The 24,887-nt window shown below is 64.5% G+C and carries 23 protein-coding genes, 2 tRNA genes and 1 pseudogene; 8 read left to right on the top strand and 18 right to left on the bottom strand.

All coding sequences use genetic code 11. The annotated features are described in order from the left end of the window. Nucleotides 1-167 precede the first annotated feature (167 nt). The 5 genes from SD37_RS09315 to SD37_RS09295 all read right to left on the bottom strand — a co-directional run bounded on the left by SD37_RS09315 (nucleotide 168) and on the right by SD37_RS09295 (nucleotide 6,409). Entirely contained in the window at nucleotides 168-431 is a 264-nt protein-coding gene (locus SD37_RS09315) for a hypothetical protein (RefSeq protein WP_044852848.1), read from the bottom strand. 357 nt (nucleotides 432-788) lie between these two features. Further along, the gene (locus SD37_RS09310) at nucleotides 789-1,568 is read right to left on the bottom strand and encodes a helix-turn-helix domain-containing protein (protein ID WP_044852704.1); all 780 of its coding nucleotides are present in this window, start codon (nucleotides 1,566-1,568) and stop codon (nucleotides 789-791) included. A 1,998-nt stretch (nucleotides 1,569-3,566) separates the two neighbouring features. Continuing rightward, nucleotides 3,567-4,310, bottom strand: a complete 744-nt coding sequence (locus tag SD37_RS09305; protein ID WP_044852703.1) for an SDR family NAD(P)-dependent oxidoreductase — start codon at nucleotides 4,308-4,310, stop codon at nucleotides 3,567-3,569. 9 nt (nucleotides 4,311-4,319) lie between these two features. Then, on the bottom strand, nucleotides 4,320-5,393 hold the full coding sequence (locus SD37_RS09300) for a threonine aldolase family protein (RefSeq protein WP_044852702.1): 1,074 nt from the start codon (nucleotides 5,391-5,393) through the stop codon (nucleotides 4,320-4,322). A 2-nt stretch (nucleotides 5,394-5,395) separates the two neighbouring features. Next, nucleotides 5,396-6,409, bottom strand: a complete 1,014-nt coding sequence (locus SD37_RS09295) for a TauD/TfdA family dioxygenase (RefSeq protein ID WP_201788875.1) — start codon at nucleotides 6,407-6,409, stop codon at nucleotides 5,396-5,398. Nucleotides 6,410-7,291: 882 nt separating this feature from the next. Here SD37_RS09295 and SD37_RS09285 point away from each other — a divergent pair. The 4 genes from SD37_RS09285 to SD37_RS09270 all read left to right on the top strand — a co-directional run bounded on the left by SD37_RS09285 (nucleotide 7,292) and on the right by SD37_RS09270 (nucleotide 11,299). Further along, nucleotides 7,292-8,506: a cytochrome P450 gene (locus tag SD37_RS09285; RefSeq protein ID WP_044852846.1), complete on the top strand. Its 1,215-nt coding sequence runs from the start codon at nucleotides 7,292-7,294 to the stop codon at nucleotides 8,504-8,506. 33 nt (nucleotides 8,507-8,539) lie between these two features. After that, on the top strand, nucleotides 8,540-9,775 hold the full coding sequence (locus SD37_RS09280) for a cytochrome P450 (RefSeq protein ID WP_052675013.1): 1,236 nt from the start codon (nucleotides 8,540-8,542) through the stop codon (nucleotides 9,773-9,775). Between the two features lie 82 nt (nucleotides 9,776-9,857). Continuing rightward, the gene (locus SD37_RS09275) at nucleotides 9,858-10,313 is read left to right on the top strand and encodes a PaaI family thioesterase (RefSeq protein ID WP_044852701.1); all 456 of its coding nucleotides are present in this window, start codon (nucleotides 9,858-9,860) and stop codon (nucleotides 10,311-10,313) included. Further along, nucleotides 10,310-11,299: an aldo/keto reductase gene (locus SD37_RS09270; RefSeq protein WP_044852700.1), complete on the top strand. Its 990-nt coding sequence runs from the start codon at nucleotides 10,310-10,312 to the stop codon at nucleotides 11,297-11,299. Before SD37_RS09275 ends, SD37_RS09270 begins: the two co-directional genes overlap by 4 nt. Nucleotides 11,300-11,315: 16 nt before the next feature. Here the strand turns inward: SD37_RS09270 and SD37_RS09265 are convergent, their stop codons facing one another. Then, nucleotides 11,316-12,173 carry an LLM class F420-dependent oxidoreductase gene (locus SD37_RS09265; protein WP_044852844.1) on the bottom strand — a complete coding sequence of 286 codons (858 nt, stop codon included), beginning with the start codon at nucleotides 12,171-12,173 and terminating at the stop codon, nucleotides 11,316-11,318. A 310-nt stretch (nucleotides 12,174-12,483) separates the two neighbouring features. Here SD37_RS09265 and SD37_RS09260 point away from each other — a divergent pair, with 310 nt between their 5' ends. Then, nucleotides 12,484-13,581 carry a phenylacetate--CoA ligase family protein gene (locus tag SD37_RS09260; protein ID WP_044852699.1) on the top strand — a complete coding sequence of 366 codons (1,098 nt, stop codon included), beginning with the start codon at nucleotides 12,484-12,486 and terminating at the stop codon, nucleotides 13,579-13,581. Next, nucleotides 13,581-14,966 carry an aldehyde dehydrogenase family protein gene (locus SD37_RS09255; RefSeq protein ID WP_044852698.1) on the top strand — a complete coding sequence of 462 codons (1,386 nt, stop codon included), beginning with the start codon at nucleotides 13,581-13,583 and terminating at the stop codon, nucleotides 14,964-14,966. Before SD37_RS09260 ends, SD37_RS09255 begins: the two co-directional genes overlap by 1 nt. Before the next feature lie 489 nt (nucleotides 14,967-15,455). Here SD37_RS09255 and SD37_RS09250 read toward each other — a convergent pair whose 3' ends face one another. The 8 genes from SD37_RS09250 to SD37_RS42490 all read right to left on the bottom strand — a co-directional run bounded on the left by SD37_RS09250 (nucleotide 15,456) and on the right by SD37_RS42490 (nucleotide 20,631). After that, nucleotides 15,456-17,099: an ATP-binding protein gene (locus tag SD37_RS09250; protein WP_044852843.1), complete on the bottom strand. Its 1,644-nt coding sequence runs from the start codon at nucleotides 17,097-17,099 to the stop codon at nucleotides 15,456-15,458. Continuing rightward, a complete protein-coding gene (locus SD37_RS09245; protein ID WP_145926561.1) occupies nucleotides 17,099-17,551 on the bottom strand; it encodes a hypothetical protein in 453 nt (150 codons plus the stop codon). The genes SD37_RS09250 and SD37_RS09245 overlap by 1 nt, the downstream gene beginning before the upstream one ends. Continuing rightward, complete coding sequence (locus tag SD37_RS09240) at nucleotides 17,548-17,793, bottom strand: hypothetical protein (protein ID WP_044852697.1); 246 nt, start codon at nucleotides 17,791-17,793, stop codon at nucleotides 17,548-17,550. Before SD37_RS09240 ends, SD37_RS09245 begins: the two co-directional genes overlap by 4 nt. Before the next feature lie 8 nt (nucleotides 17,794-17,801). Continuing rightward, the gene (locus SD37_RS09235) at nucleotides 17,802-18,698 is read right to left on the bottom strand and encodes a conjugal transfer protein (protein ID WP_236725299.1); all 897 of its coding nucleotides are present in this window, start codon (nucleotides 18,696-18,698) and stop codon (nucleotides 17,802-17,804) included. Further along, nucleotides 18,695-18,940, bottom strand: coding sequence for a hypothetical protein (locus SD37_RS42495; RefSeq protein ID WP_145926560.1), 246 nt, complete (start codon nucleotides 18,938-18,940; stop codon nucleotides 18,695-18,697). Before SD37_RS42495 ends, SD37_RS09235 begins: the two co-directional genes overlap by 4 nt. Nucleotides 18,941-19,004: 64 nt before the next feature. After that, nucleotides 19,005-19,838, bottom strand: coding sequence for a helix-turn-helix domain-containing protein (locus SD37_RS09230; protein ID WP_044852696.1), 834 nt, complete (start codon nucleotides 19,836-19,838; stop codon nucleotides 19,005-19,007). Nucleotides 19,839-20,012: 174 nt separating this feature from the next. Next, on the bottom strand, nucleotides 20,013-20,213 hold the full coding sequence (locus tag SD37_RS41870; RefSeq protein ID WP_145926559.1) for a ubiquitin-like protein Pup: 201 nt from the start codon (nucleotides 20,211-20,213) through the stop codon (nucleotides 20,013-20,015). Between the two features lie 13 nt (nucleotides 20,214-20,226). Then, nucleotides 20,227-20,631 (bottom strand): hypothetical protein, encoded by a 405-nt coding sequence (locus SD37_RS42490; protein WP_145926558.1) that lies wholly within the window; start codon nucleotides 20,629-20,631, stop codon nucleotides 20,227-20,229. 674 nt (nucleotides 20,632-21,305) lie between these two features. Here SD37_RS42490 and SD37_RS09220 point away from each other — a divergent pair. Beyond that, on the top strand, nucleotides 21,306-21,554 hold the full coding sequence (locus SD37_RS09220; protein WP_145926557.1) for a hypothetical protein: 249 nt from the start codon (nucleotides 21,306-21,308) through the stop codon (nucleotides 21,552-21,554). Beyond that, a pseudogene (locus SD37_RS43620) lies at nucleotides 21,551-22,618 on the top strand (recombinase family protein); the annotation flags it as partial. The gene SD37_RS09220 and the pseudogene SD37_RS43620, both read left to right, overlap by 4 nt. A gap of 249 nt (nucleotides 22,619-22,867) precedes the next feature. Here SD37_RS43620 and SD37_RS43615 read toward each other — a convergent pair. The 4 genes from SD37_RS43615 to SD37_RS09195 all read right to left on the bottom strand — a co-directional run bounded on the left by SD37_RS43615 (nucleotide 22,868) and on the right by SD37_RS09195 (nucleotide 24,513). Next, nucleotides 22,868-23,137 (bottom strand): hypothetical protein, encoded by a 270-nt coding sequence (locus SD37_RS43615; RefSeq protein ID WP_044852691.1) that lies wholly within the window; start codon nucleotides 23,135-23,137, stop codon nucleotides 22,868-22,870. A 314-nt stretch (nucleotides 23,138-23,451) separates the two neighbouring features. Further along, nucleotides 23,452-23,524 (bottom strand) — tRNA-Glu (locus tag SD37_RS09205). A gap of 131 nt (nucleotides 23,525-23,655) precedes the next feature. Beyond that, nucleotides 23,656-23,727 (bottom strand) — tRNA-Gln (locus SD37_RS09200). Between the two features lie 51 nt (nucleotides 23,728-23,778). Continuing rightward, the gene (locus SD37_RS09195; protein WP_044852840.1) at nucleotides 23,779-24,513 is read right to left on the bottom strand and encodes an HAD family hydrolase; all 735 of its coding nucleotides are present in this window, start codon (nucleotides 24,511-24,513) and stop codon (nucleotides 23,779-23,781) included. Nucleotides 24,514-24,887 lie beyond the last annotated feature (374 nt).

The raw sequence follows: 24,887 nt of genomic DNA, 5'->3' as shown, positions 1-24,887 counted from the left end.
TGCCGTGCCCAGCAGCCTGACAGTCCGGCCCCTGCCGATCTCGTCAGCGCGTGGTGAGTTTCTCGACTGCCTCGGCACCTGCATCAACCGCAAGGCCGAACAGCCGCGCGACGACCTGCTGAGCCGGTTGGCCGCGGACGAGCCGGGCACATCAGGCAAGTCACCGCTCAGGCGGCGAACTCCACGCTTCCGGCGAGCACGGCCTGCCCTGCCGCCGTCACCACGGCAAGTGTCGGCTGCCCGTAGCCGACCTGCCGCGCTCCCTTGATCAGCCCCGCTCCGAGCAGGTTGTGAACGGCGACGTGGTCACACCAGCGACCGTCGACGGTGAGCCCTGGCTCGCAACTTGAGATGAGGACGCCGCGCCCGGCTTCGACAGCCCGCAGTATCGCCCGCTCCCGGCCACTCAATTCGATTCGGACACCGCTCATCACGATCACCGTCCTGATTCGGCTGCTTTGCCAATGACAGATTGCGACGGCGGTCTTCATTCCTTCTTCATCGGCCCACCGAACCTGTCGCCTGTGAGATCAGGTGACGCTTCGTGACGCGGCGAACACGAGGGAGGCTTTCGCTGTGGGCGAAAGTCCAAAGTTACGAGCACGAAAGGGCAGACCAGTCCTGGCTCAGCCGGCTCGGCTACACCGAGTACGCAATTCTGGCCTCGACTGGAGGCTGGAGAGTCATGGCCGTTCGTCGAAGAGTCGGACGTGACGCGCGACTTCCTCGAAAGCCTTGATGCGGAACCCGCGTCGTGATTCCGACGGGCGGGAAGGACGGATCAAGCGTCAGCACTCGGAGGCGGCTCGCTCGATCTGGTTCATGACCGCCCGGTGCGCCAGCAGCATCCTGCCGAATTCGAATGCCACTCGCCTGAGGGCCCTCGCCGCGATCAAGATGTTCACCTGCTTGAAATGTCCGGTCAGTGCCAGCGCCGTCGGACGCTGGGTGCCTGTGAGCGGAACCGCGATGCTGGTGACTTTGTGCACGGCATCGTCGACATGCGCGAGACCGATACGGCGGATCTCCGACAATTTGTCGGCGGCCGGATCGGAAGGGCCCCTGGCGCTCTGCCCCGCCGCCCCGTAGGCGTGAAGCACCTGCGCGATGGCCGTCGAGGGAAAGGTCGAGGTGACCGAGGCCATGCTCGGCAATCTCGGAGTCCGATGCCCGAAGATCTGATTGACGTGTTGCGCCGAGTCGCAGGTCAGCACGCTGATGCTCGCGGTGTGTCCGGTCAGCTGATGGAGATCGACCAGGTACGGCGTGGAGTGCTGCTGAAGCAGCGCGACAAGACCATCCTCACCCCGGCGGGCAGACAGCACCATGCCGCCCGGCCGGTATCTGTCCCCGCTCCTGACGATCATGCCGTGAGCCTGCAGCACCGCGAGAACCCGGTGAACGGTCGCTTTCGCCAGCCGGGTGCGATGGCTGAGTTCGGTAAGGCTGAGCGCCACCTCGCTCGTGATCAGCGACGCCAATACGATCATGGCCTTGTCCATGGCCGTCCTGCCCACGCCACCAGTCAAGCCGTCCAGTTCCTGCTGAGTTGACAAAGACACGTTCATGGGCAAAGTCCAATGGCTCGGCGATCGACATACCTGCCTACCGCCAAGGATCGTATGTCTGTGCCGGATCTTCGGAACCATGGCAGGCTTCTGCCGAGCCTCTTCGTCTAGCAAATCTGCCTCGACCGCCCCCGCACATCGAGCACGATTGACATCTCGGCGCGAAGGCTGTCCAGATCCCGGACCCGCGCCGGCTATCACGCTGTGCCACTGGGCAGCTTCGGGCAGTCATCCGGCACGAATGACTCCGCGTCGTGACGTGCGCAGCCATACCGACCCGCGGCGGTTCCGAACGTGGTCGGCGAATCGAGAATCGTTCCACTCGAACCAGTTCCCCGCACCGTGACCCCTCTCGGGATGTCGCATTTCTTGCACCGGCTGAGGTTCTCCCTGCAGGTGCCCGCGCCCTGGGCGATCGAACTCGACGAACCGGTCCGCACCTGGGGCCGCCGTGGCCACACCCCGCAGACCCCGGTGTCAGACAAGGGCTCAGGGCGGGTCTCAGTCGCTAGGCTGGTATGCATGCGGCCCGGCCGGCTGATCTACCGCACTCTGACTCACCGCGGCCGCAAGGGTGAGCGCCGCAGCTTCGCCGAAACCGACTACGCCGACGATGGCGCTACACGTTATTCGGCGACCAGCCAAGATCACGACCAGCGAACGCGACGACTTGGTCGATCGGTGAAGACTCTTGGCGGCGCCGGGGTGATCCTGGCCACCCCTGACTCGTCTCTCTTGACGACAACGGGGTCCCGATCAGCGACAGCGAAAGCGAAAGCGAAAGCGAATGATTTTACTTCTCCAAAGAAGGGATGACCAGAACAAGGACAACGAATGCGTTCGACGCAATAGAGGAGGCCCAACGTTTTTAGACGCACGCCTTTGGCAGAATTTTACCAGGGACACCGCGCGAATGCCGACTCCGTCAAATACCGACAGCGGGCCGCGGCACGGCCCGCCTGGACGCGACATCCGCACCACCTGGCGTTCCCCGAGACGAACCGCCGCAGCACCCGCCACCTTGCCGTTCGGATCACAGTCCCCGAATTCACCTGTGGCTGGTGATAGGCACCGAGATTCCTGCGTCCCGGCAAGTACCGGCTTCACCTCTCCGGCAATTCAGCACAATCAAGAAATCGCCCCATTTGCGCCGAAATGCCTAAGGCAGATGACAAGAAGATCAGCTAGGTGCCGCGCAACAGGAGAGATATTCCCGGCACTATCAGTTCCAGGCAGCTTTACCCGAGGAAGCCACCGAGACGCAGGAGTCTCCGCGAGAGCGAAGCTCGATCCAGCCGTTAACCCGCGGAACTGTCCAACCCGAGCATTGCAAGCAAGACAGCGCCGTCGGCGTCATCATGCGCCATGCGGCGGACGGTCTGAACAGCGCGAGCGCTGATCGCTCCGTCGGGAGGGCCTGAAACTCCCAGCCCGGCACCGTCCACAAGGGGCAGACCGACAACGGAAGTTTTGGTCCGGAGCGGGTTCTTCTCAGCCATTTACACCTCTTGGCCACGTTCATGCGGTTCAGGAAAGCGGAAAGACTCAGTGTCGCAGTTACGAACGCTCGCTTGCCACCATATGGGTCGGCCCGTCGCCCCGCTGTGCACTTTCGGGCAGCGAAAGGCGTTCCGTGGGGTCGCGGGTTCCCACGCGGTGCACAGGGGAGACCTAGCAAGAACCCACGACCCGCGCCTCAATTTACGCCACCAGGCCGCCCGTTGCTCAGTTCTTTAAAGTGATAAGCAGGCGCACACCCGTGAGCTTCTCGGCGACAGTCGTTCACCGTGGGGCCAAGGAGTCTTAACCGAGGGTGAGGAAGGCTTCGTGGATGTCGTCACGGATCTCCTACCGGATGCGTAGGCGCCGGAATCGCCAGTCGATCGTAGCCGAAGCCCAGTCGGTGACCGCGTGCACACAACGACACACCTAACCGAGCACTACTGGCACCCCTCCGTATCACGGTCGCCGCAGTGCGGCGGTCGGAGTCGACTTCAGCTACAGCGCCTCCGCCTCCTGCTTCATGATCAAGTCGACGCCCGTGTAGCCGCCGTCCACAAGGTAGTTGGCACCGGAAACGAACGACGACGCGTCACTCAACAGGAACTTCACCACTTCGGCGACCTCCTCCGGGCGGGCGTTCCTGCCAAGCGGCGTCATCCGCCCCGCCTCCAAGGACGGGTCCGTCGACATGCCCGTATCGGCCCACCCTGGGGACACCGCGTTCACCCGGACACCCGACGGGCCGAGCACGTTGGCCAGGCTCTTGGTGAGGTTGAGCAGCGCGGCTTTGCTCGCGGAGTACGAAATGGACGAGTACGTCCCGATCATCCCGTCCTTGCTGGCGATGTTGACGATCGAGGAACCGCGCGGCATCGAACCGCTCAGCGCTCTCGTGACCGACAGCACGGCGCGTAGGTTGACGTCGAAGACCCTGTCCCAAGATTCCAGGGTGATCTCGTCCCATTTCTCGAATTCAATGGCGCCCGCGTTGTTGACGATGCCGTGGAAGGGAGCAGACGCCGCGAGGTCGGCGAGCGCCCGGGCCGTCACTGCACGATCGGCGAAGTCGACCTGGACCATCTCGTCGATCCCCGACGAGAGGAGCTCGGCGGCTTCGCGCTTCCCGGTGTTGAAGGTGCCCACCACCTGAGCACCGGCCTGTGCCAGTAGCAGGGCCACGGACCGGCCGATTCCACGCGATGCCCCGGTGACCAGAACACGTCTGTTGTCGAAGTCCATTTACACCATTCACCCTTCCAAAGCGAAGCCGATTTCTTCAACAGGTTCTGCGACGGCGATTCCAGCGCTGATCCGGACCAACACATCCTCGATTCCGGAATGGGTGATGTCGCGATGAGTCACGAATCGCACCTGCCCCGCGATCTCCGAAGCGAGAATGCCGAGTCGCGCCAGTTTCGTGAGCATCACCGGTACCGAGGGCACGGTCGCGAGGACGATATTGGTTTCGGGCCGGTTCACGGCCCAACCCAGCCTTGCCAGCCCGGACGCGAGCGTGCGCGCCTTACCATGGTCTTCGACAAGCTCGTCGATCCGGTCGAGCGCGACGAGACCGGCTGCGGCGAGGACGCCGCCTTGGCGCACACCGCCACCAAGCATCTGCCGAACCCGGCGACCGGCCGCGATGAACTCCTCATTGCCCGCCAACACCGAGCCGACTGGCGCGCCAAGGCCCTTCGAGAGACAGACTTGGACCGAATCGACACCGGTCGTCAGTGCCGATGGCGCGACGCCGAGCGCGACGGCCGCGTTCCACAACCGGGCGCCGTCAAGATGCACCAGAAGCCCGCGATCACGCGCGGCCATGACCAGGCGTTCGTGCTCATCCGGTGAGGTGACCGCTCCTCCGGCCGCATTGTGCGTGTTCTCCAGGCAGAGCAACGTGGTGCGCAGTTCGTTGTAAGCCGTGCCGGTCGGCGGGCACGCGGACCGCACCGCCGATGGCGACGGTCGACCCGGCCCACCGTCATGCGGCATAGGCTCGGGCATGCCGCCTGCCAACCACGCCGCCCCACCCAATTCGTCCGCCAAGATGTGTACGTCACGCGGCGCGAGGAAACGGTCGCCGCGCTGGAGATGAACCATCAGCGCGACAAGATTCGCCATCGTGCCGCTGGGCATCCACAGTCCGGCGGGCATGCCGAGCAGAACCGCGATCCGGCGCTCCAAGACGGCCATCGTCGGATCGGTGTCAATGACGTTGTCGGCCACCTCGGCGCGCTCCATCGCCGCGCGCATCGCCCGGTCGGGCCTGGTCACCGTGTCGGATCGGAGATCTATGGCGCCCTCGCCCGGTTCGGCCACGGCTACTTGATCACTCTCGACCGCGTGCCCAACTTGCGGTATGTGCGCCGGATGTCCCGCGCCAAATTGACCCGCTTGAGCCAGCGATCCGTGCCGTCGTAACGCGGGACGAACGAACCCCGCCCGTGCACCACGCGATAGTTGTCGAGAAAGACGACTTCACCGGGTTCGAGAACCAGCTGCTCGGTGGCAGCCTGGAAGCATTTCGCGGCATCGCGGACAGCATCCTGAGCGACGTCGTCCTTCCCGGAAACGAAGTCGGCGTCGAAGCGCACATAGGGCCGCTCCTCGGGGCCGAAGAACACCGGCCCCTCGTCGACGGCTGATCCCGCGTCACGCCCACTGCCGGTGTGTGAGTCGTCCGGATGGAACTCGAACCGCTGCTCACGCAACAGCCGACGGATCTCCGGTGCCAGTGCGACGGCGTCGGCCCTGACCACAGAGGTGGCGACCGCGTCCGGATTCCGCAGGCACAGCAGTGCGACATAGTCACCACGGCAGGCGTGGTGTACGTCCTCGGTGTGCAATGAGAGAGCAGCGAGGCTGCTGGCGCTGGTGAGCGATCGCTCCGCGTCCGGTGCGGGACACACGTCGTGGACCAGCCGGCCGTTCTGCTGTGTGGCCCAGGTGAACGGATCGCCGACGAGCGAGCCGCACAGGAGCAACACCATCTGCTCCCGCAGTCCGGCACCGGTCCGCTGGGCGGCCGTCCAGCCCGCGGGGGTTGGTGGAAGATCGGATCCGATGGGCAGGCCGGAGACCGAGAAGATTTCGGACTCGGTCACCCGTGATTCGATGAGAAAACTTCTGAGACGCGATGGCAGATTCTCCGAAGCCACCCGAACTTCGTCCAAATGACCGACCAGCTCTCCATCGCTCATCGCGCCCAGCGTGCGATCGGCAAGGCTTGCCACTTCGGAAGACTCCGCCGCGGTCAGTGAAAATCGACGAACCCCCTCCGCGGTCCTCGGTCGAACCGCAGGTTGAAAATTCTCCGGTGTAGTGAGGATCGACATTCGCAGCTCACTCCTATCCTGCCCCAAGGAAGGAACCTTCTCTCCGGTTTCGATGCCGGATCCGGCCAACGAAGCGTAGGGGCGCAAGCCGAAACGAGGACCGGCTCTTTGTCTCAAAAGTCAGCCGGTCTGCCCTCGCGCACCCTCGAACGCGCGGCGGCGGGGACTGCCCGTTTTTCGGTGCTTTCTGCCCGACATGCCGGAGTGAAGACGCCGGCGTGGAGGTGAGGCTGGTGTTGGCACCGGAGGAGGCGCGGCGACTGGTTTAGATCTCGAGGTCGGCGAAGGACTGGGTGCGACAGCCCGGCATCGTGCCGACCTCGTCGCAGGTTCGGTCGGCGCCGGAGTCGGTTCGTTTCGTGACGATTGAATGAACGATTGATTCCTGTGGGCGAGGTTCCGACCCGATGCAGCGGTACAGAGACGCCGAGGGGACCTCGCGGCCTGTGACCGGCCGCTGGGCTGGAAACCTTCGGTCAGCATCAGGAATCCGGACGTGCAGAACCCCGCGCCGCGGGCCGTGGTGCTCGCCAAGCCCCTGCAGATCGGAAAGTTCCCGTCGCGCCTCAGCGATTCGACCGTGCGGATCTCGGCCGTCGCCGCCTGGGCGGCGAACTCCGGGCACGCCTGTGGGATTCGACGAGCCCGCTGCGGCTCTGACCTGGCGCACTCCAGCTTCGGCATCATCGACTGCGACGCCCTCGCACCACGTGACGGTTCCATCTTACTCTCCGTGGTACCACGCGAGGTTCCACCTCTTGGAATCTCGCGTGGTACCACGGAGAATCCCTCGCTAACCTTGTCCTTCTTACTCATGGCCACTGGCTCCGGGCGCTGCAGGCATTCGACGATCACGCGCGGAATCAGCGGCGAGGAGGTGTGGTGAGCAATAGCGATGTATTCCGGCCTGATCTCAACGTCAGGCCCGAACCGTTGGACTACCCGTTCAACAACCACGAGTCACTTGAGGTGTCCGCCCGGTACAAGTGTCTGCGCGATTCACCGACCCTCAGCAGGGTGCGCCTGCCGCGAGGCGACCCTGCGTGGCTTGTGATCGACTACGATCTCGCACGTATCGTCCTGAACGACCCCCGCTTCAGCAGCGCGGCGATCCCTGGGCGTTCGGTCCCGCGCCAGTCGAACTTCCCGGCTGATCCAAATCTGTTGACTCTGAACGATCAGGATCACACGCGGTTGCGCGGCCTGATCACCAAGAACTTCACCAAGAAGCGCATCGAACGCCTGCGCCCGCAAGTACGCGCCCATGCGCGACAGCTCATCGCCGGCATGAAGGATTCAGGCCCACCGGCGGACCTCGTGGAGAACTACGCGATTCCCCTGACCCTGCATGTGATCTGCGAGATCCTCGGAGTTCCCAGACCGGACCGTGCTCGGCTGCGCTTGTGGAGTGAGGCCCAATTCTCCACCAACTCCCTGGCCGCGGAGGAAACCGAGCTGCGATCGCGTCAGCTCAACGATTACCTCGTCGGCCTGGTGGCCGCACGACGTGCCGCTCCGAGCGACGACCTGTTGACAGACCTGATCAACGCACGCGAGGACGACGATCGGCTGTCCGAAGCCGAGTTACTGGTGGTGACCAGGGAGCTGTTGTTCGCCGGGTATGAGACGACCTCGAACCAGATCGCCAACTTCACCAACTTCCTGACGGATCGACCGGATATCTGGAGATCGCTTCGAGATGAGCCGCAACACCTCGAAGCCACGATCGAAGAGTTGCTGAGGTTCGTACCGGTCATGGCCGGGGCCGGCTCGATGCCACGCTATGCCCTGGTCGACGTCGTACTAGGCACGACACAAATCGCGGCCGGTGACGTCGTTCTCGTCTCGATCGGCGCCAGCAACAGGGACGGGCAGGAGTTCCCCGCTCCTGACGTCTTCCGTGTCGACCGTGACCGTAATCGTCATCTGGCCTTCGGCCACGGGCGGCACCACTGCTTGGGAATCGCACTTGCCCGGCTCCAACTCCAGGAGGCCCTCTCCGCGCTCGCGCTCTCCTTCCCGAATCTGAGCGTCGGGGAAATCCATTGGAAGAACCAGGTGATGCGAGGCCCGCGAACGATGATGGTCAACTGGTAGTCGAGACATCACGGCGAACGAGGACTGTTGGCAATGGACGTTAAACAGAAAAGCAGCGGCGAGGTCCCCACAGAACTGGGTCGTATCAAGTCCCGCGACTTGATGACAGATCCTTACGGGACACTGGCCAAGGTCCGTGAATCAAGCCCGGCGTATCCCATAGAAAACAATGGATACCGCATGTGGGCCATCACGCGGTACGAAGACGTACGAAAAGTCCTCGCCGATCCGACCGTTCTTCGTGACCTCGTCGCCCATCGGCATGCGATCAACAGTCACTGCCTGATCAAGGAGCAGCAGCGCGCGCATCTTCCGCACGGGTCCCGACGGAGTTTCTTCGACCGGGACGGTGAGCACCACCACCGCCTGCGTGCCCTGGTCGGCAACGTTTTCACGCCGGCGAAGCTCGCCGAACTCCGCCCCAGGTCCCAGCGGCTCGCCGACGAACTGACGAACGCACTGCCGGTCGGTGAACCGGTCGACATCGCCGCCGATCTCGCCCGTCCCATGGCCGGGACGATCATCTGTGAGCTGCTGGGTATTCCGACGACCGAGGTGAACCTGCTCGCCACACAGGTCACGGAGATGATCACGTCGCCGATCATCAGCGAGATCGAGAAGGCGGCCGAGGAGTTGCACACCTTTTCCAAGGACCTCCTCGCCCTCAAACGGCGCGAGCCCGCCGACGACCTGTGCACCACTCTCATGCACTTGCACGACCAAGGCCAGTTGACCGAGGATGAACTGACCTCGACCTACGTCTTGGTACTGGTCGGCGGCATGGGACCGTCGATCGCGATCGGCAATGGCGCGTTCACACTGCTGAACAATCCAGAAGAACTGGCGAAGCTACTCGCCGATCCCACCCTGTTCGAGAAAGCCGTCGACGAACTCGTCCGATACGAGTCGAACTTTCGCTTCGTGCCACCACGCTATACCTCCGCGCCGATCGAGGTCGGCGGGGTGACCATCCCGGCGGGAGAACTCTTGCTCATCTCTCCAGCGGCGGCGAATCGCGACCCAGACTTCTTCGATGATCCGGACGTCTTCGACGTCGACCGCTCCACAAAGGGACATCTCGGCTTCGGTCACGGTGCGCACCGGTGCCTCGGGGCGCAACTCGGCAAGATCGAGACCGCGACCGCGCTTCGGACTCTTTTCCAACGCTATCCCCGGACCGAGCTGCTTCTTCCCCCTGAGGAGATCCAGTGGCGTCCAGGGAAGTTCGTCCGACGACTTCAGGCGTTGCCTGTGATCCTGAAGGGCTGACGGAGATTGCGGCGCGCACCCGGCGGCGAGCGCGTCGAGGCCTGGCTTACCGACCAAAGATCCGAAGCAGAGGCAGACATCCATGTTCCAGACCGGGCAAGGCTCGATCGACAGTGTCCGCGGGGAGCGCGGCAGCTTGGCCCACATCATGGGTATCGAGATCATCGACATGAACATGAACCGGCTCGTCGGCTCGATGCCCGTAGCCGGGAACCAGCAACCGTGGGGCCTGCTGCACGGCGGCGCGAGCGCGGTGCTCGCTGAAACCTTGGGTACCGCGGCGGCCGCTCTCCACGCGGCAGGACACGGCCGGATCGCCCTGGGTGTCGAGCTTTCGTGCTCACACCACCGCGGTGTCGCCGAGGGCGTCGTCACCGGAGTGGCCACCCCGCTGCATCTCGGCAGAACGATGTCCACCTTCGAAATCAAGATCACCGACGACGTGGGCAGACTGGTCTGCTCCGCCAGGCTCACCTGCGCACTACGCGAGAAACGTCACCAGCCGACCAAGCGGGAACCAGGAGCGCAGAAGGAATGAAGAAACGCGGCATCCCTGGCACTGACATCGAGGTGTCGAGACTGGGACTCGGTACCGCCACTTGGGGCTTCCCTGGCACCGAAGACGACTCCGCCGCCCAAATGCGACTGTTCGCGGACTTGGGCGGCACCTTCCTGGACACCGCCAACGTGTACGGAAACACCCGCAGTGAGCAGGTGATCGGCGATCTGCTGTCAAAGAGCTTCAACCGACGTGACTTCGTGATCGCGACCAAAGCCGGCCTCGTTCCCGGTCGGCCGCCACTGCGCACCGATGCGTCACACGGCCGGCTCCTGAACGAGCTCGACGACTCACTCCGGCGACTCGGCACCGAACACGTCGACCTCTGGCAGATCCACGCCTGGGACTACGAGACGCCGGTCGAAGAGACACTCACCGCAATCGACAAGGCCGTATCCTCGGGAAAGACGCGAGCGGTCGGGGTGTGCAACTATTGCGGCTGGCAGACGGCGAAAGCCGCGACTACACAACAGATACGTGGCCAGGCGGCTTTGGCGACGCTCGAGGTCGAGTACTCCCTGCTGCAGCGGGGGATCGAGCGTGAAGTTCTCCCTGCTGCGGAGGAGTTCGACCTGGGCATCCTGCCCTGGGCGCCCCTCGGGCGCGGAGTACTGACCGGAAAATATGTCGCCGGGATCACCGACGAAAAGGCGAAAAGCAACTTCTTTCGCGGGTATGTCCAGAAGTACGTGGTCAACGACCGTTGTTCCCGCATCGTCCTCGAAGTGGTCGAGTGCGCCCGAGCACTCGGGGTGACACCGGGCAGTATCGCCCTGAGCTGGGCCCGGGACCGGCCTCGTGTGGTCGCCCCTCTCGTCGGTGCCCGGACTGTCGATCAGTTGGAAGAGTCACTTCGTTCCGAGTCGGTCGAACTTCCGGTCGAGCTACGGCAACGCCTCGACGAGGTCTCGGCAGTCCCGATCACGTATCCCGAGCATCGGAATCCGGTCATGTCCAGCAGCTGATCCAGTCCCCCGCTCGCTACCAGGTCGATACAGCAGGCTGCACCTGCGCCAACGTTTCGACCAGCGCGCGCGGATTCGAATGCTTGGCCAGCACATAGGCCACACTGAACCCCAATGCGTGCAGCATCTCCAGCTGTTCGACGATTTCCGCGGACGTCGTTTCTGGAGTGACCTGCATGGTCACGGTCTTCTCGATGTCGTCGTAATCGCGGCCTTCTCGTTCACAGTGCGCCCGAAGAACGTCCAGCTTGCCGGCTGCCCCTTGACGCGCCAAGTTGCACGCGTCGGCGTATCGGGCGACCATGCGAAGCGTTTTCTTCTCTCCACCACCGCCGATCATCAAGTACGGTCGCGGGCGCCTCAGAGGTTGCGGCGAGTTCAGCGTTCGCCCCAACGAATAGTGCTTTCCCGTGTAGGGCGCGTCACCGTCAGCCCACATCTCCAGGCAGATCTGCACCGCTTCTTCAAGGCGCTCGAACCGCTCGGCTGTCGCGGGAAAGGGCACACCGAGTCCTTCGGCCTCGTCCTGGTACCAGGCAGCACCGATGCCGAGGCCTGCCCTCCCACCGGACAGTACGTCGATCGTGGACACCAGTTTCGCAAGGAGACCTGGTTCGCGATAAACGACCCCGGTGACCAGGGTGTGCAGCAAGACCCGCTTCGTGCAGGCGGCCAGGAACCCCAGCGTCGCGTACGCCTCGAGCATGTAGTTTTCGGGCGGACCCAGCGGGGCTATCTGCCACAGGTGATCCATGACGCTGATCCGGGAAATACCGGCGGACTCCGCCTCCTGAGCGGTTACCGTGAGTTCCGCGCCGAGTCGCGCGGTTCCGACCTTCCAGTTGAAGTCGGCGATTTGAAGGCCAAGTTCCAAAGCGATCACTCCGCGGTTCAGTGACGTTGCCGGCCAAGATCGACCCATCCTGCCTTTTGCGGGACTGTACTCCAGTTTGCGCTCCATCCGGCCATGAGAACAAGGTATTCGAACGGGCGTCGTTCCGTCCCGTGGAACGCCTGCTAAGGCCGCTCCAGACGACGTGGTTACAGTTGACGGCGGAGCAAGCTCGACCGACGGCCGACTCGATTGCACGTTCTGGCTCGCCTCGGCGAGCCGACCTTGTGGAGGTGCGGTGATCCCAGCTCGGGCTGCCTCGAAGTCGCCTCCGTCCGAGAGGAACACCGTCGTGAACGACGCCGCGGAAATCCTGGACTACTCCTTCGATGCCCCTCCCGACCCGGACCAGTTCGTTCAAGCCGCGATGAAATGGCACTTCACCCCGGAGACGGGCTCACCTTTCTGGCTCGACCGCCGCACCAAGCTGGACTTCGACCCACTAGCCGACATAAAGAGCTTCGACGACTTGCGATTGTTTCCCAACGTCGTCGACGACCTGCGCACGGCGCGGGTATCAGACCTGGTGCCCCGCGGATACGGTGCGCACCCGGACGTGGTCGGCGTATTCGAAAGCGGTGGCACCACCGGCGCGCCGAAACGTATCGTCTTCCTACGAGACTGGCTGAACCGAGCCCTGACCATCAGCACCAGGGAGTTCGCTGGACACGGCGTATTTCCCGGCGGAAATTGGCTGGCATTGATGCCCGGGCGTCCGCATATGGTGGGCGGCTTTTCCGATCACGAGGCCGTGCACATGGGCGGGCTGAAGTTCTCGATCGACATGGACCCACGTTGGGTCAAGAAGCTCATCGCCGCCGACGATCCCGGCGGAGCCGCCGCTTATTCCGAGCATCTCGTCGAGCAAGCCACCCACGTACTGGAATCGCAGGACGTCTCGGTTCTGCTGCTCTCGCCACCGATGCTCGATCGTATCGCCGGTCGACCGGATCTGGTCGATCTGATCAAGGCCAAGGTCGAAGTCATCATCTGGGGTGGTACCCATATGGACGCCGAAAGCCGCTTCTTCTACCGCACCGAACTCTTCCCGGACAAGAAGATCATCGGCGCTTACGGAAGTACGACGTTCCTGGGCGCGGCCAAAGAACGTCCGGGACTGAGCGCCGACGACATGTGCGTGTTCGACAGCTCCAGCCTGCACCTGACGTTCTCGGTGGTCGACGCCGACACCGGACGATCGGTCGAACCCGGTGCCCGCGGTCGCGTTCTGGTCAATCACATCAGCAAGGCGATGTTGCTGCCCAACAACCTGGAACGGGACACCGCACTCCGATGCGCCCCCTTGTCCGGCCAGCCCGGTGACGCGGTCGCCGCCGTCGAACCGACCGCGTCTCACGACGGTGAAGACGTGATCGAGGGTGTCTACTGATGACGACGACACAGGACCTGCTTCCGATCGACGCCGTCGGCGTCACCGGCCCCTATCGGACATTGCGGCCATACCCACTCCACGACGTCACCGGCCAGCCGGTCGCGGCGCTCAGCCTGGTTCCCACAGGCTACGTGAACCGGACAATGACCGCGCTCCGCGCCACGGACAAGGTCGCCCCTCGCGCGGAACGGCTGTCGGCGATCGAACGGGCCGGCCGGATGTTCGCCGAAGACGTCTTGGGCGGCCTCGGACCGGCCGAATACCAGCACCTGGTGAGCCGAACCGCCGGACTCCCCCTCTCGACGGTCGTCGAGTCCTCCCACAGCATCGCCTTCGCCGCCGCGGGTATCGGCGAGTTCTCCACGGCCGGCCGCCCCACCACGGCGGTGACCGACTGGCAGGACTCGACCACCGGGGAGGGACGGGCTCTGTGGTGCCGCCGAGGCGAGATCCTGACCGTCATCGCCGCCGGTAACCACCCCTCGATCCACACCCTGTGGCTGGAGGCTCTCGCACTGGGATATCGCGTCGTCGTACGACCCTCGACCCGGGAACCCTTCACCCCACAGCGACTGGTCGCCGCGTTGCACGCGGCCGGAATCGAGCGACGGCAACTCGTCTTCCTCCCGACCACCCATGCCCAGGTCGACCAGCTGACCACCTTGGCCGACCTTGCCGTCGTCTACGGCGGCGACGAGGTCGCCCGAAAGTATTCGGCCGACCCCAAGGTGCTCGTCCAGGGCCCGGGACGCTCCAAGATTCTCATCACCAGCGACGTCGCCTGGGAGAAACACCTCGATGTCGTGGTCGATTCGATCGCCGGCCACGGCGGAACAGCCTGCATCAACACCACCGCCGTCCTCACGGAACACGACCCCGCCGAACTGGCCGACGCGGTAGCCCAACGTCTGAGCCTGCTGCGGGACCTACCCCCGCAAGACGTCGAAGCAACCCTGCCAGTCGATACCGAAACCGGTGCCGCACGCCTGGCGGCCTACCTCGAACGGGCCGCCCGAGACGCCAGGCAGATCCTCGGATCGGACGGAGTCGCCACGCCGCTCGGTGATGGGAGCGCGGTACTGCGCCCCGCGTTGCACCTGCTCGAACACCCTCGAGCCCGTCAACTCGGAACCGAACTCCCCTTTCCCTGCGCCTGGTTCGCCCCCTGGAAACCCGCCGACGGTACAAGGCCTCTGCGCAACTCTCTGGTCCTCACCGCACTGACCGAACGAGAGGACTTGATCGGCGCACTCGCCGAGGACCCCACCATTCCCAACCTCCACGTCGGCGCCCGCCCGACGTGCTGGCACCGACCCGGCCTGCCACACGACGGATTCCTGTCCGATTTCCTCATGCGGGCCAAAGCCGTCTCCCGCGCCTGAACCGACCACGAACCCTCGGGATCGGGTCCGAGCGTAGAGAATCGCGACCCCGCAGCGTGCTTTCCGGGCGTTTACGCTTGATCGCGAAATGGATGTTCGACGAACTCAACAGCCGCCGGGAAACTCGACGAGGGTCCCGCGGACGATCAGCTACTCGAATTCGTTTCAGCCTTTTACGCCGACCGACTCTTCAGCCCCGCCAGGAGGGCCACCATCGAGGCCGATCTGGCCACTGTGGACGACAGCGCAGCTCAGGAGCGTCGGGCGAACGTGAGCGCCTCAACGTCAACTGGCAGAGGTGGCCCGCCGACAGGAGACGGTTCTCCGGCACCCGACATCCATATGGTCTAGCTCATCGCGACTGACGAAGGCCCGTTCCTCCTGTCCTGGCCAGCACCATCGCTCCAGCCAGTGAAGCGTGCGCGCCGAACACCGCCGTCGCGACGACGGGCAGCCGATGTCCCAGCCTGCCCCAGGCGCGCGATCGCTCTACGAGTGCCGCAGCTCGGCATTCAAGGCGCGTTCGCTGTCGAGCGTGGGATCGACGATGTCGACCACCTGGCAGTTGCCCGGGAGCGCCTTCGCAACCGGTTCCCATTCACGGCTCCGGGTGCGGTCGATGGCGATGACGCGACCGTCGAGCATCAGCCGTACGACGGCAGCAATGTTCTTCAGTACCACCGATTTCCCGGAGCCGAGTTCGCCGATCACCGCGACGCCGCCGGACGAGTCGTGGGTGGGCCCGTACGTGGGGTCGAGCAGGAACGGCGTGATCGCACCGCCGTCAAGGACCATGCCGAACAAAGCGCCGCTGGGATCGCCGAAGTCAGCGGACGACATCGGGAGCAGCATCGCGCAGTCGCCGGCGAGGAGGTTCTGGCTGCATTCCCGTACGACGAGCGGCGTCCGGTAGCCAGGGAGCAACGCCTGATAGAGCTGCTTCTGCCCACCGAGCGGCCTCTCCCACTTGTACTCGCCGCCCAAGAACATCTGCCGCAGCGTCTTGGCCCGTGCGTCGCACTCATCGGCGGTGTCACCCCACACGCACGCGACGACGCCGACCTCGAGTTCGATTTCGGTGGTGCTCGCGCCCAGTCGGGCGTTCTTATGCTGGATCTCCTCCTGGGCTGAGTGAACGTCCGCGGGTACGCCCGCGGTGTCTCCGCTGTGTTCGTCGTCTTGGCTCATCAGATCGCGGGTGCGGCGCCGGTTGGCCGCGCGAGCCTCGTCGTTCGTCTTCGCCGCAATGCGCAAGGCGTAGTCGACTCCGAAGCCGATGTTCGCCAGCCGCGACAAGATCTCGTGCCCGGGGAAGGTGAACGCGCGGGGCATCTCCGCGAGCACCAGAAAAGCCTGGTAGCTCTCGATCAGTCCCTCGTCGTCCGGGGTGATGCACTTGAGGAACCGCTTGTTCAAAATCTGTAGCGGATTTCCCCGCCGCTTGCCTTCGTCGCTGCGGCCGCCTTCGTCGAACACGGTCCCGCGCAAGGTCACCAGCCGAGCACGACTACGGCCGCGTGACAGGGTCGCGCCGGTGTTGTGCACAGCCGACGCGCGTTCGAGTTGCGGCTCACGAACGCCCCGGACAGGAGCACGACTCAACCACCACAGCAGTTCGGCTTCGGTCGCGGGTCGAAGCGGGATCGCGCCGCCGAGTTCGCGCTCGACGACACGCGCGAGTTCCTGTGCCTCAGCGACGCCGTGAGGCGACGCGGGCCGCGGCGGGAGACCGAGGCCTGCGCTCAGCGCCGCTCCCGCGGCTCGCAGCAGAGCGCGGCCTCCGTCGCCGGCGAGGGGTTTGGCGAGCCAATAGCTACGGCCGAGCACGTCGAGGTCGTCGAGCTGGTCCCACGCGTTGTGCACCGTTTCCGCCCAGTGCGGGTTCTCGTCGAGGTCGATACCGCCGAGGCAGCGCCGGATGATCGCGTGAGGCTGGACCTGCTCACACAGCGACGCCAACATCACCTCGCCGCGCAGGGACTTCATGAACGTGACGGTGCGGTCGTAGAGCTCGTGCAGCTGCTTTCCCGCCGAGCGAGCGCTCTCGCGCGGGTGCGCCCGCCACACCGCCCAGACCGACCCGTCCGCGCAGAACACCAGGTTTCCGCTGATGTCTTGGATCTGGTTCTCCATCACCGGGCTCCGGCAAGCAGCCGCTGCAGTGACGACTCAGGCGCGGAGTTATCCACCGACTTGCCCACAGTCGCACCATGCATGTGGAAACGCGGCGTACACGACACCGGCCGCGCTGGCCGATAGGGCCGTCCGGCCAGCATGCCCGACGACGGCGCGAGCAGGTGTGCCAAGAGGCCGATCAGCCAGCTGGCGGGCGTCCGCGACTCGATCCGCGCGCGGCGGACCGCGATCGCGAACAGCGGCACGCCCCAACGCGCCGGGCCGAGCCAGTCCAGAAGCGGCAGCTTCCACACGATCAGCAGAAGAACGAGGAAGACCACGCCCTGAGTGAGCGTGTACGGGCCACCAGGCAGGTAACCGCCGTCCCGGCCGGGCATCCGCCCGAACATCCTCGGAAACCGGCGCGACCGCGTGTACGACCGTCCGATGAGGACGTCGCCGCGGGTCATTTGGTGAACCAGGCGCCGAACATGCCGGACACGCCGTCGAGGTTGAGCAGGATCCCGAGGAAGATCGCGGCGATCACGCCGTACTTGATCGAGCGGGTGAAGTTGCCCCGTGTCCCGATCAGCAGGCCGATGCCACCCACGACGGCCGCGAGCAGGATCAAGCGGCGAACGGCCTGGTCTCCCCAGGCGAGGTTGGTGTCGATCCAGGTCTTGACGTCGGCTGCGAGCACGATGGTCGACATCTCTTCTCCTATTCCCCGGCCGGAAGCGGAACGGGGTCGATCCGGCTGATTTCCCAGCGGCCCGCCCGCGCGACGAGAGTGAGGGCATAGTCGATCGTGGTGACCTGCCCAAGGCCGTCGTATCCCCAGGCCCGTGCGGTTGCGTGAACCTCGGTTCCGTCCAGCGGCCGGGCCGCCTGGCCAGGCTCGAACGGCTCGTGTGTACGCAGCTCCAACAACTGGACCTCGGCGTACAGTGGAGGAACGATCGCACCGATGTTCGTCCCAGGCGCGACGTAGCGGTTCAGCTCGCCTCGGCCGACCAGGTAGGCGAGCAGAAAACCGTGCACGGACTGACCGATCGGCCCGTTCGGTTCCGCGGTCTCCGGGTAGTCGAGCTCGACCGCGGCGAGCGTGCGCGGACACGCCACTGGCGTCGGAAGCGATGTCGCGACATAGCCCTCGCCATTTCCGACGAGGCTGGCCTCGGCGCAAACCAGCCTCGCCCGGTGCTTGCCGTCGGGTTGCTGCACCAAGACGTCCGCGGCGACCATCACCGACCACGCGCCCAGTCGCGGCGACCAGACCGACAGCGTGCTGGTGTCGACCGGGATCTGCGTGCCGACCGCACGTGTCGACTTCATCCCCGCCGGATAGAAAGCCTCCAGCCCAGCGGAATCGCCACGGTGGGCCGAGAGCCACGATCGGACGTACATCTCCGCCCAGCCCTGCGGCTCGTCAGCCTTGAGCAGCCGCTCGGACTGCGGGGCTTCAGGCGGTGGGCTCGGACGCAGCACCACCAGGCCCACGATCACCGCCAGCGGGCTCGCGATGATCACACACCACCCCAGTACCCTGCCGATCCGGCGAGCCGCAGTGTGAACGATGGACTCCAGCCGGGCATCGGGGATCGCCTGGTTCGTCACCGCGCCTCGATTCCCAGCACCTGGTGCAAGCGTTTGCGCAGCTCTCGATCGTCAGAACCGGCGAGCCCGTCGAGTGCGTCGCAGGCCGGGAACCCGACCTCGTCGAGGAAACGCCGGAGCTCGTCGTACAGCTGCCGATCGAGCATCGTCGACTCGAGCCGCCGCCCCAGACCCCTCGCTCGAACACGAGCGTGGGCAATGAGCAGTTCGCTGGTGGAGAGGTCGGCACGGGGTCCGGTCACGGAAGCTCCCTGAGGTCGGACGGGTCACGGTGTTCAAGACACGCGTGACCCGTCGGCCTTTGATTCACGCCTGACCGGCACGCTGCCATTCACGGCCGGCCTCAGCCAAGGCGCCGAGCGCCCGAGTTCGCCTCCGCGTCGCCGTCGGCTGGCTCACCCCGAACAGCGTCCCGAGCTGGCGATCGGTCGCGACCCCGTCCCGGCCCATCTGTTCCCCGAAGTACCGAGCCGCCAGGATTGCCGCTTCCTCTTCGTCGAGCCATTGCTGCTCGGCCGCCCAGGACAGCAGCTCCAGCAACTCTTCCGACGCGTCCTTGTCAGCCGGCGGCTGATGCACCGCGACGTGGTCCATGGTCACAACGTCGGCGGCGGCTTGCCTGACATCGACACCGAGTGCGCGAAGCGTGGCACTCTGGGTGTCAAAGACCAGGTTGGCCGCGACGTGGTGCCGTCGCTGAAGGGGGTAGCAGCGAATCTGCTCCCACAGGTGCCCGATGACCCCGGCTTGGACATCGGTCTTCGCCTCGTTCGCCGAGACCCCGGCCCCCGTGACACCACGGCGGGCTCCGAAGGTGCCGATCGCCGCCCGGCTCGCCCGGATCACGCGTCCGACGATGCCGGGCACCGCGGGCAGCATGGCGTCCAGCACGACTTCGCCGGCTACGACGCCTTCGTCGCCCGCGAGCGCGGACCGCTGCAATAACGCGTACAGCACTTCGTCGTGGCGCACGTAGTCACGGGTGGCAAGGACCTCCGAAAGCCGTTCGTGAGTACCAGCATCTGCCAGCGCGGGATCTTGCGCCGACCAGGAGCGAAGAGCAGCGTCGAACCGCAAGCGCGACTTCGGGTGAGTGAGCTGACGTTGGAGCGCGGTGAGCGGACTGGAGGTGACGGACATCGTGGCGGCCCTTCGAGTGACGACAAGATCGCCACGAGGCTCGAAGCCGCCCCTCGCTCTTTTCCCTGCTCAGATCCTTGCTCCAGGCCTGGGGCAAGCCATCATTCACCCGATCGGAGTCCGCCGAGACACCGTCGCGAGACCAGGTCTCGGCCGGCCTCGATCCCGCTCGCTCTACTGCCCTCCCTTTTGAACATATTCCCGAACGATGACATCCGCCTCCTCTTCCGTAAGAGGCAACAGTTCGTCCATTTCGTCGATCAGACGATCAAGGTCATCGTCTCTCGTTTTTTTCGCCGCAGCCCGCTCTTCCTGCTGAACTACGGGTTCATCGTCATCATCGCCCCCGTTTGGGCGAACCTGCTTCCTTGACACGTTTACCTCCTCGTCAAGCACGCCTTGGATAAGGACTGAAATTACCGATCCCGAGAGGGAGCTCACTCAAGCCGACCACTTCGTCGACCATCTGCCTCAACCAGGTCATCAATTTTCCCGCCGCATCCGAATGACGCTTTTCGCCGAGTCGCACCGACAACGCCATTTGCAATTCATGCAGGACCCACACCCAAGACCATCGTACTTCGTCGTCTCGAAGTTCGACGGCACCACCACGACCCGGCAACGATTCAAGCACTGTCGAGACCTTCACGCTCGCATCGACGAGACACGTACCGGTATCGAGCAAACCACCAGCCCGCCGGGACTCGAGGACAGCGGAAACCACAGGGTCATCCAAGTCACCTTCGAGCGCACGAGAAATCCGGCAGTGGTAGTCGTTCAGATTTTTCCTCAACCAACGGATTTGCCGCGGGGTGAGAACTCCGATGACGACGTCGCCACATCGATCCCAGCAAATCACTTGATCACCCTCATCGACTCTCCGAATCCACGATTCGACCTGAAGGAACCTGCCTGCGGCTTCACCATTGAATTCGGAAGGCAACCATCAGCCGACGAACTGTCGCGCTCGTTCAAAGCTACGGATGCACGAGAAACTCACAAGTCACTGCTTTAGACTATCACTCGCCTGGCCGACCAGGCTTGCCCATAGAGGCACGCAAGCCAGCCGAAAGTGCCCGGCAATTCTTTTATCGTTACGCTCGAGCATCCGCCCGGGTGCGCCCATATAGCGCGTAGTCGCGGCATTGGAGCGCGGTGATTGACCCAGCTGCTTTGCCCCGATCACGGGGCAAGTCGATCATCACTCGATCGGGGTATCCGCTACCTGATCAAGCCTCCGAGACGAAGTCCAGGCAGGTCTCGACGCTCGAGACCGAGGTCTCGCCCGATCTCGCTCGCTCCGCCACGAGCCCGAGACCACTGCCCCGGCCGACGCGCCATGTCCGCGCTGCATGGAACCGGGCGCCCAAGAACATGTCTCTGTCGATCTCGTTGGATTCGCCGCCTTCGGGCGACGTGTCTCACCGACAGCCGAGCATGTCTCGGCAGAACTGGGGCGGGTACGACATGGACACTGCCGACAACTTAGACCTTCCGGCACCGCGCGAGCCGCTCGAAGCGTCGTCCGACCAGCCGGTTTGGTGCTACCATCAACCACTCAAATCTGGCGATCGCCGATATTCTGGTTACGTCACAACGGTTTCCGCGACCGAGGGCGATCGTCTCCACCGGCGGCTCAACGCCCTGATCGACGAGCTGCTCCTCTGGGCCGTGCATCAGCCCGACCCGGTGACCCCCGAGGACGAATCGACATGACGACCTTCGAACAAGAGGCCGCAGCCCCTCCAGCGCCAGGACGCTACGTTTCCGGCCCCTCCGGACTGTCTGACTACGCGGTTTCGCCTCTAGGCATGCCCGCCGCCTTGCTCCGCGACGAAGTACGCGTCGCGTTCCTGGGGCGAACGTCCACAGAAGACCTGCAAGACCCGCGCCAATCGATGCTTCGGCAGCTGGCCAACTGCAAGTCGGCGATCCCGGACTCGTGGGTCATCGTCGCGCACTTCTACGACGTCGAGTCCGGCCGCATGGAACTCGGGGACCGGGGGCAAGGGGCGGACTACGACCGCTTCGACATCCCCGTCCCACGCGCAGGCGGAATCGCGGACTTGCTCAACCAGGCGCCGAGCCGCACACGAACGTTCGACGTAGTGATCTGCGAAGGCATCAGCCGCGTGGCACGCAGAGCCTTCGAGGGCCTGTCGGTCGAGCGGGAACTCGAGCGGGCGGACGTCCCGCTGTTCGCGTCGAACGAACCGATCACGCTCTCCGGCAGCCGCGCTCAGCGCGTCCTCCAGCGCCGCATCAATCAGTCCATCGCCGAGTACGAGGTCCTCAACACCCTCGAACAGTCCTGGGGTGGGCTGTGCACCCACGTGCGAGACGGCTGGAACATCGGCAAGCCGCCGTACGGCTACAAGGCCAAGGTCGTCCCTCACCCGAGCCCGGCGAAAGCGGAGAAGGGCAAGACCAAGTCTCGTCTCGAACCGGACGGCATACGCGCCGAGACCGTGACCCAGATCGCTCTGTGGCGATACCACGAAGGTCTCGGCTACAACACCATCGCGGACCGTCTCAACGCCGACCTCGAGCGCTACCCGCCGCCGACCGCGCCGAGCAAGTCCCGCACCCGCGGCGCCTGGAGCAAGAGCTCCGTAGCCGGGATCCTGCAGAACCCCAAGTACACGGGCTATCAAGTCTTCAACCGACGCGCCACCACGTCGAAGCGAGGCAAGGTCAACGAGCCGTTCAAGTGGGTGTGGTCACCAAAGCCGGTCCACGAGCCCTTGATCGCGAAGTGGATGTTCGACGAACTCACCAGCCGCCTCGAAGCTCGGCGAGGGTCGCGCGCGGACGCCCAGCCGAACGCCAACCCCAAGGCAGAGCGCACCTACCTCTTTCGCGGAATGGTCTTCCATAGCTGCGGACGACGCATGGCCGGTGACACAAAACACAACAGGCTCTTCTACTACCTGTGCTGGCCGGGCAAGAACAACCGCGGTGACTCCGGACCCCACGCCGGATTGCCGGCAGCCATCCGGCTCCGCGAGGACGAACTGCTCGCAGCCGTTTCAGCTTTCTACGCCGACCGACTCTTCAGTCCAGCCAGGAGAGGCATCATCGAAGCCGATCTGGCCACTGTGGACGACAGCGCAGCTCAGGAGCGTCGAGCAGAACGTGAACGCCTTCAACGCCAACTGGCAGATGTGGCTCGTCGGCAGGACTCGGTTCTGCGGCAGGCGCAGGACGGCGCGCCGGATGATCCGTTCGCCAAGGCGCTTCGACAGAACTACAACAAGCTCGAGGAAGACAAGTCCGCGGCACTGGCCTCGCTCGCTCATCTCGACGCCGAGGACAAAGTCCAGCCGGCGAAGCCCACCTCATCAGACCTGAACCGCCTTGAAGGGCTCCCGCATCTCCAGCTCAATCTGGCCAGAGCGCCTCAGGCGCTGCTTCGCCAACTCTTCGAAATCACCCAGCTCACCGTGAAGGTCCATGGCGCAGGTGACCAAGTGACGATTACCATAAAGCTACCGGTCGATCAGGTACCGGGGACAGCCGTCGCCGCAGAAAGGATCAACGACGCGATGACCTCCACCGAAATGCAAGAAGTCCCGACCGCTACGGTCGGGACTTCTTGGGTGGAAGCTGCGCGTACCCCCGATGGGATTCGAACCCACGCTACCGGCGTGAGAGGCCGGCGTCCTAGGCCGCTAGACGACGGGGGCTAGGATCTTTCTCCTGCTAGAGGAGATTTTCAGTTGTTCACCTGCTGTGTTGCTGCGGAGAAACTTACCAGACCGGGTTTCCCGCCTTCGCAGGGGGGTCACTCTGTGTTTCACTCCGGAGAGTTCTCCAGCTGGGGTACCAGGACTCGAACCTAGACTAACTGGACCAGAACCAGTCGTGCTGCCAATTACACCATACCCCAGTGAGGTACCGTTCCGATCTTGACCGGCTCGGTGCCGCACGAGAAAGAATACTAGAGCACGCTGTTCCGCACCGTGAAAGCGGGGGTCTCCGTAGCGCGCTGAGCAGGGACGCCGAGCTTCGCGAACTCGGAAACGAGCAGCTCAGGCAGCTCGTCAAGGCCGGAGATGGTGTGCACACCCGCCGGGGCGCGCTCGGCGATGCCGTCCCGGTCGAGCCAGACGGCGCCCAGGCCGGCGTCGCGTGCGCCGATGGCGTCGGTGTCGAGCTTGTCCCCGACGTGGACGGCTTGCGCCGGCTCGCAGCCGAGGCCGAGACAGACCGAGTGGAACATCGCCGGGTCCGGTTTGGCTACTCCGAGTTCACCGGCGATCGCCACGTGGTCGAAGAACCGGGCGAGGCCGAGATCGGCGATCTTCTTGCGCTGATGTATGCCCGAGGCGTTCGTGACGGCCGCCACCAGGACACCGGCGGCCCGCAGCCATTCCAGGCATGGGAGGACATCTTCGAACAATTGCCACGAACGGGTGAGGATTTCACGACGACGTCTTTCGAAGCCGGCGACCTGGTCTTCGTCGGCCAAAATGCCGATCTCCGCGAGGAAGCATTCAGTACGCTTGTGATGCATGGTCGCGTAGTCGATTTCGCCCGCGACCACCAGCGCGACATGCTCTTCGGTGATGAGATCCCACAGTGGCCAAAGGTCGTTTTGGCCGGTGAGCGCGCGCAGGCTGAGCCGGATCGCCGCCGTGCAGTCGATCAAGGTGTCGTCGATGTCGAGACACACCAGCCGCAACTCCGGGGGCTCCCAAGGGGCCTCGTCCGCAACGGTCGGCGTGGTTCGTGACGGGGTCCGGGGCACGAGAGCGAAATCCACCAAGTGAGGCTAGGGCACTCAGCGCGATCGCGACTCTGCCGATGAGGTGATTAAGGCTGGTCTGTTCCGGCGCGGGCACTCTACTCCCAGTTGGCGAGATGACCTGTTTTAGTTACCAGGCAACGCCGAACGACGGGCGACCGGGTGAAAGGTCACCGTTCGGCGACACTTCCGGTTCGCCGTGTCACACGCCCCGTGACCGGCGGCGAAAGCCTTACAGGACTTGAAACCCGGACCGTCCACAAGGGCGCGCCGACCTGTCCCTTCCTTTCGACTGTCCTTCC

It is taken from the genome of Amycolatopsis orientalis (assembly GCF_000943515.2).
GTDB lineage: Bacteria > Actinomycetota > Actinomycetes > Mycobacteriales > Pseudonocardiaceae > Amycolatopsis > Amycolatopsis orientalis.
Note: the sequence above shows the minus strand (reverse complement) of the source record. Positions and strands in the feature narration are given on the sequence as shown.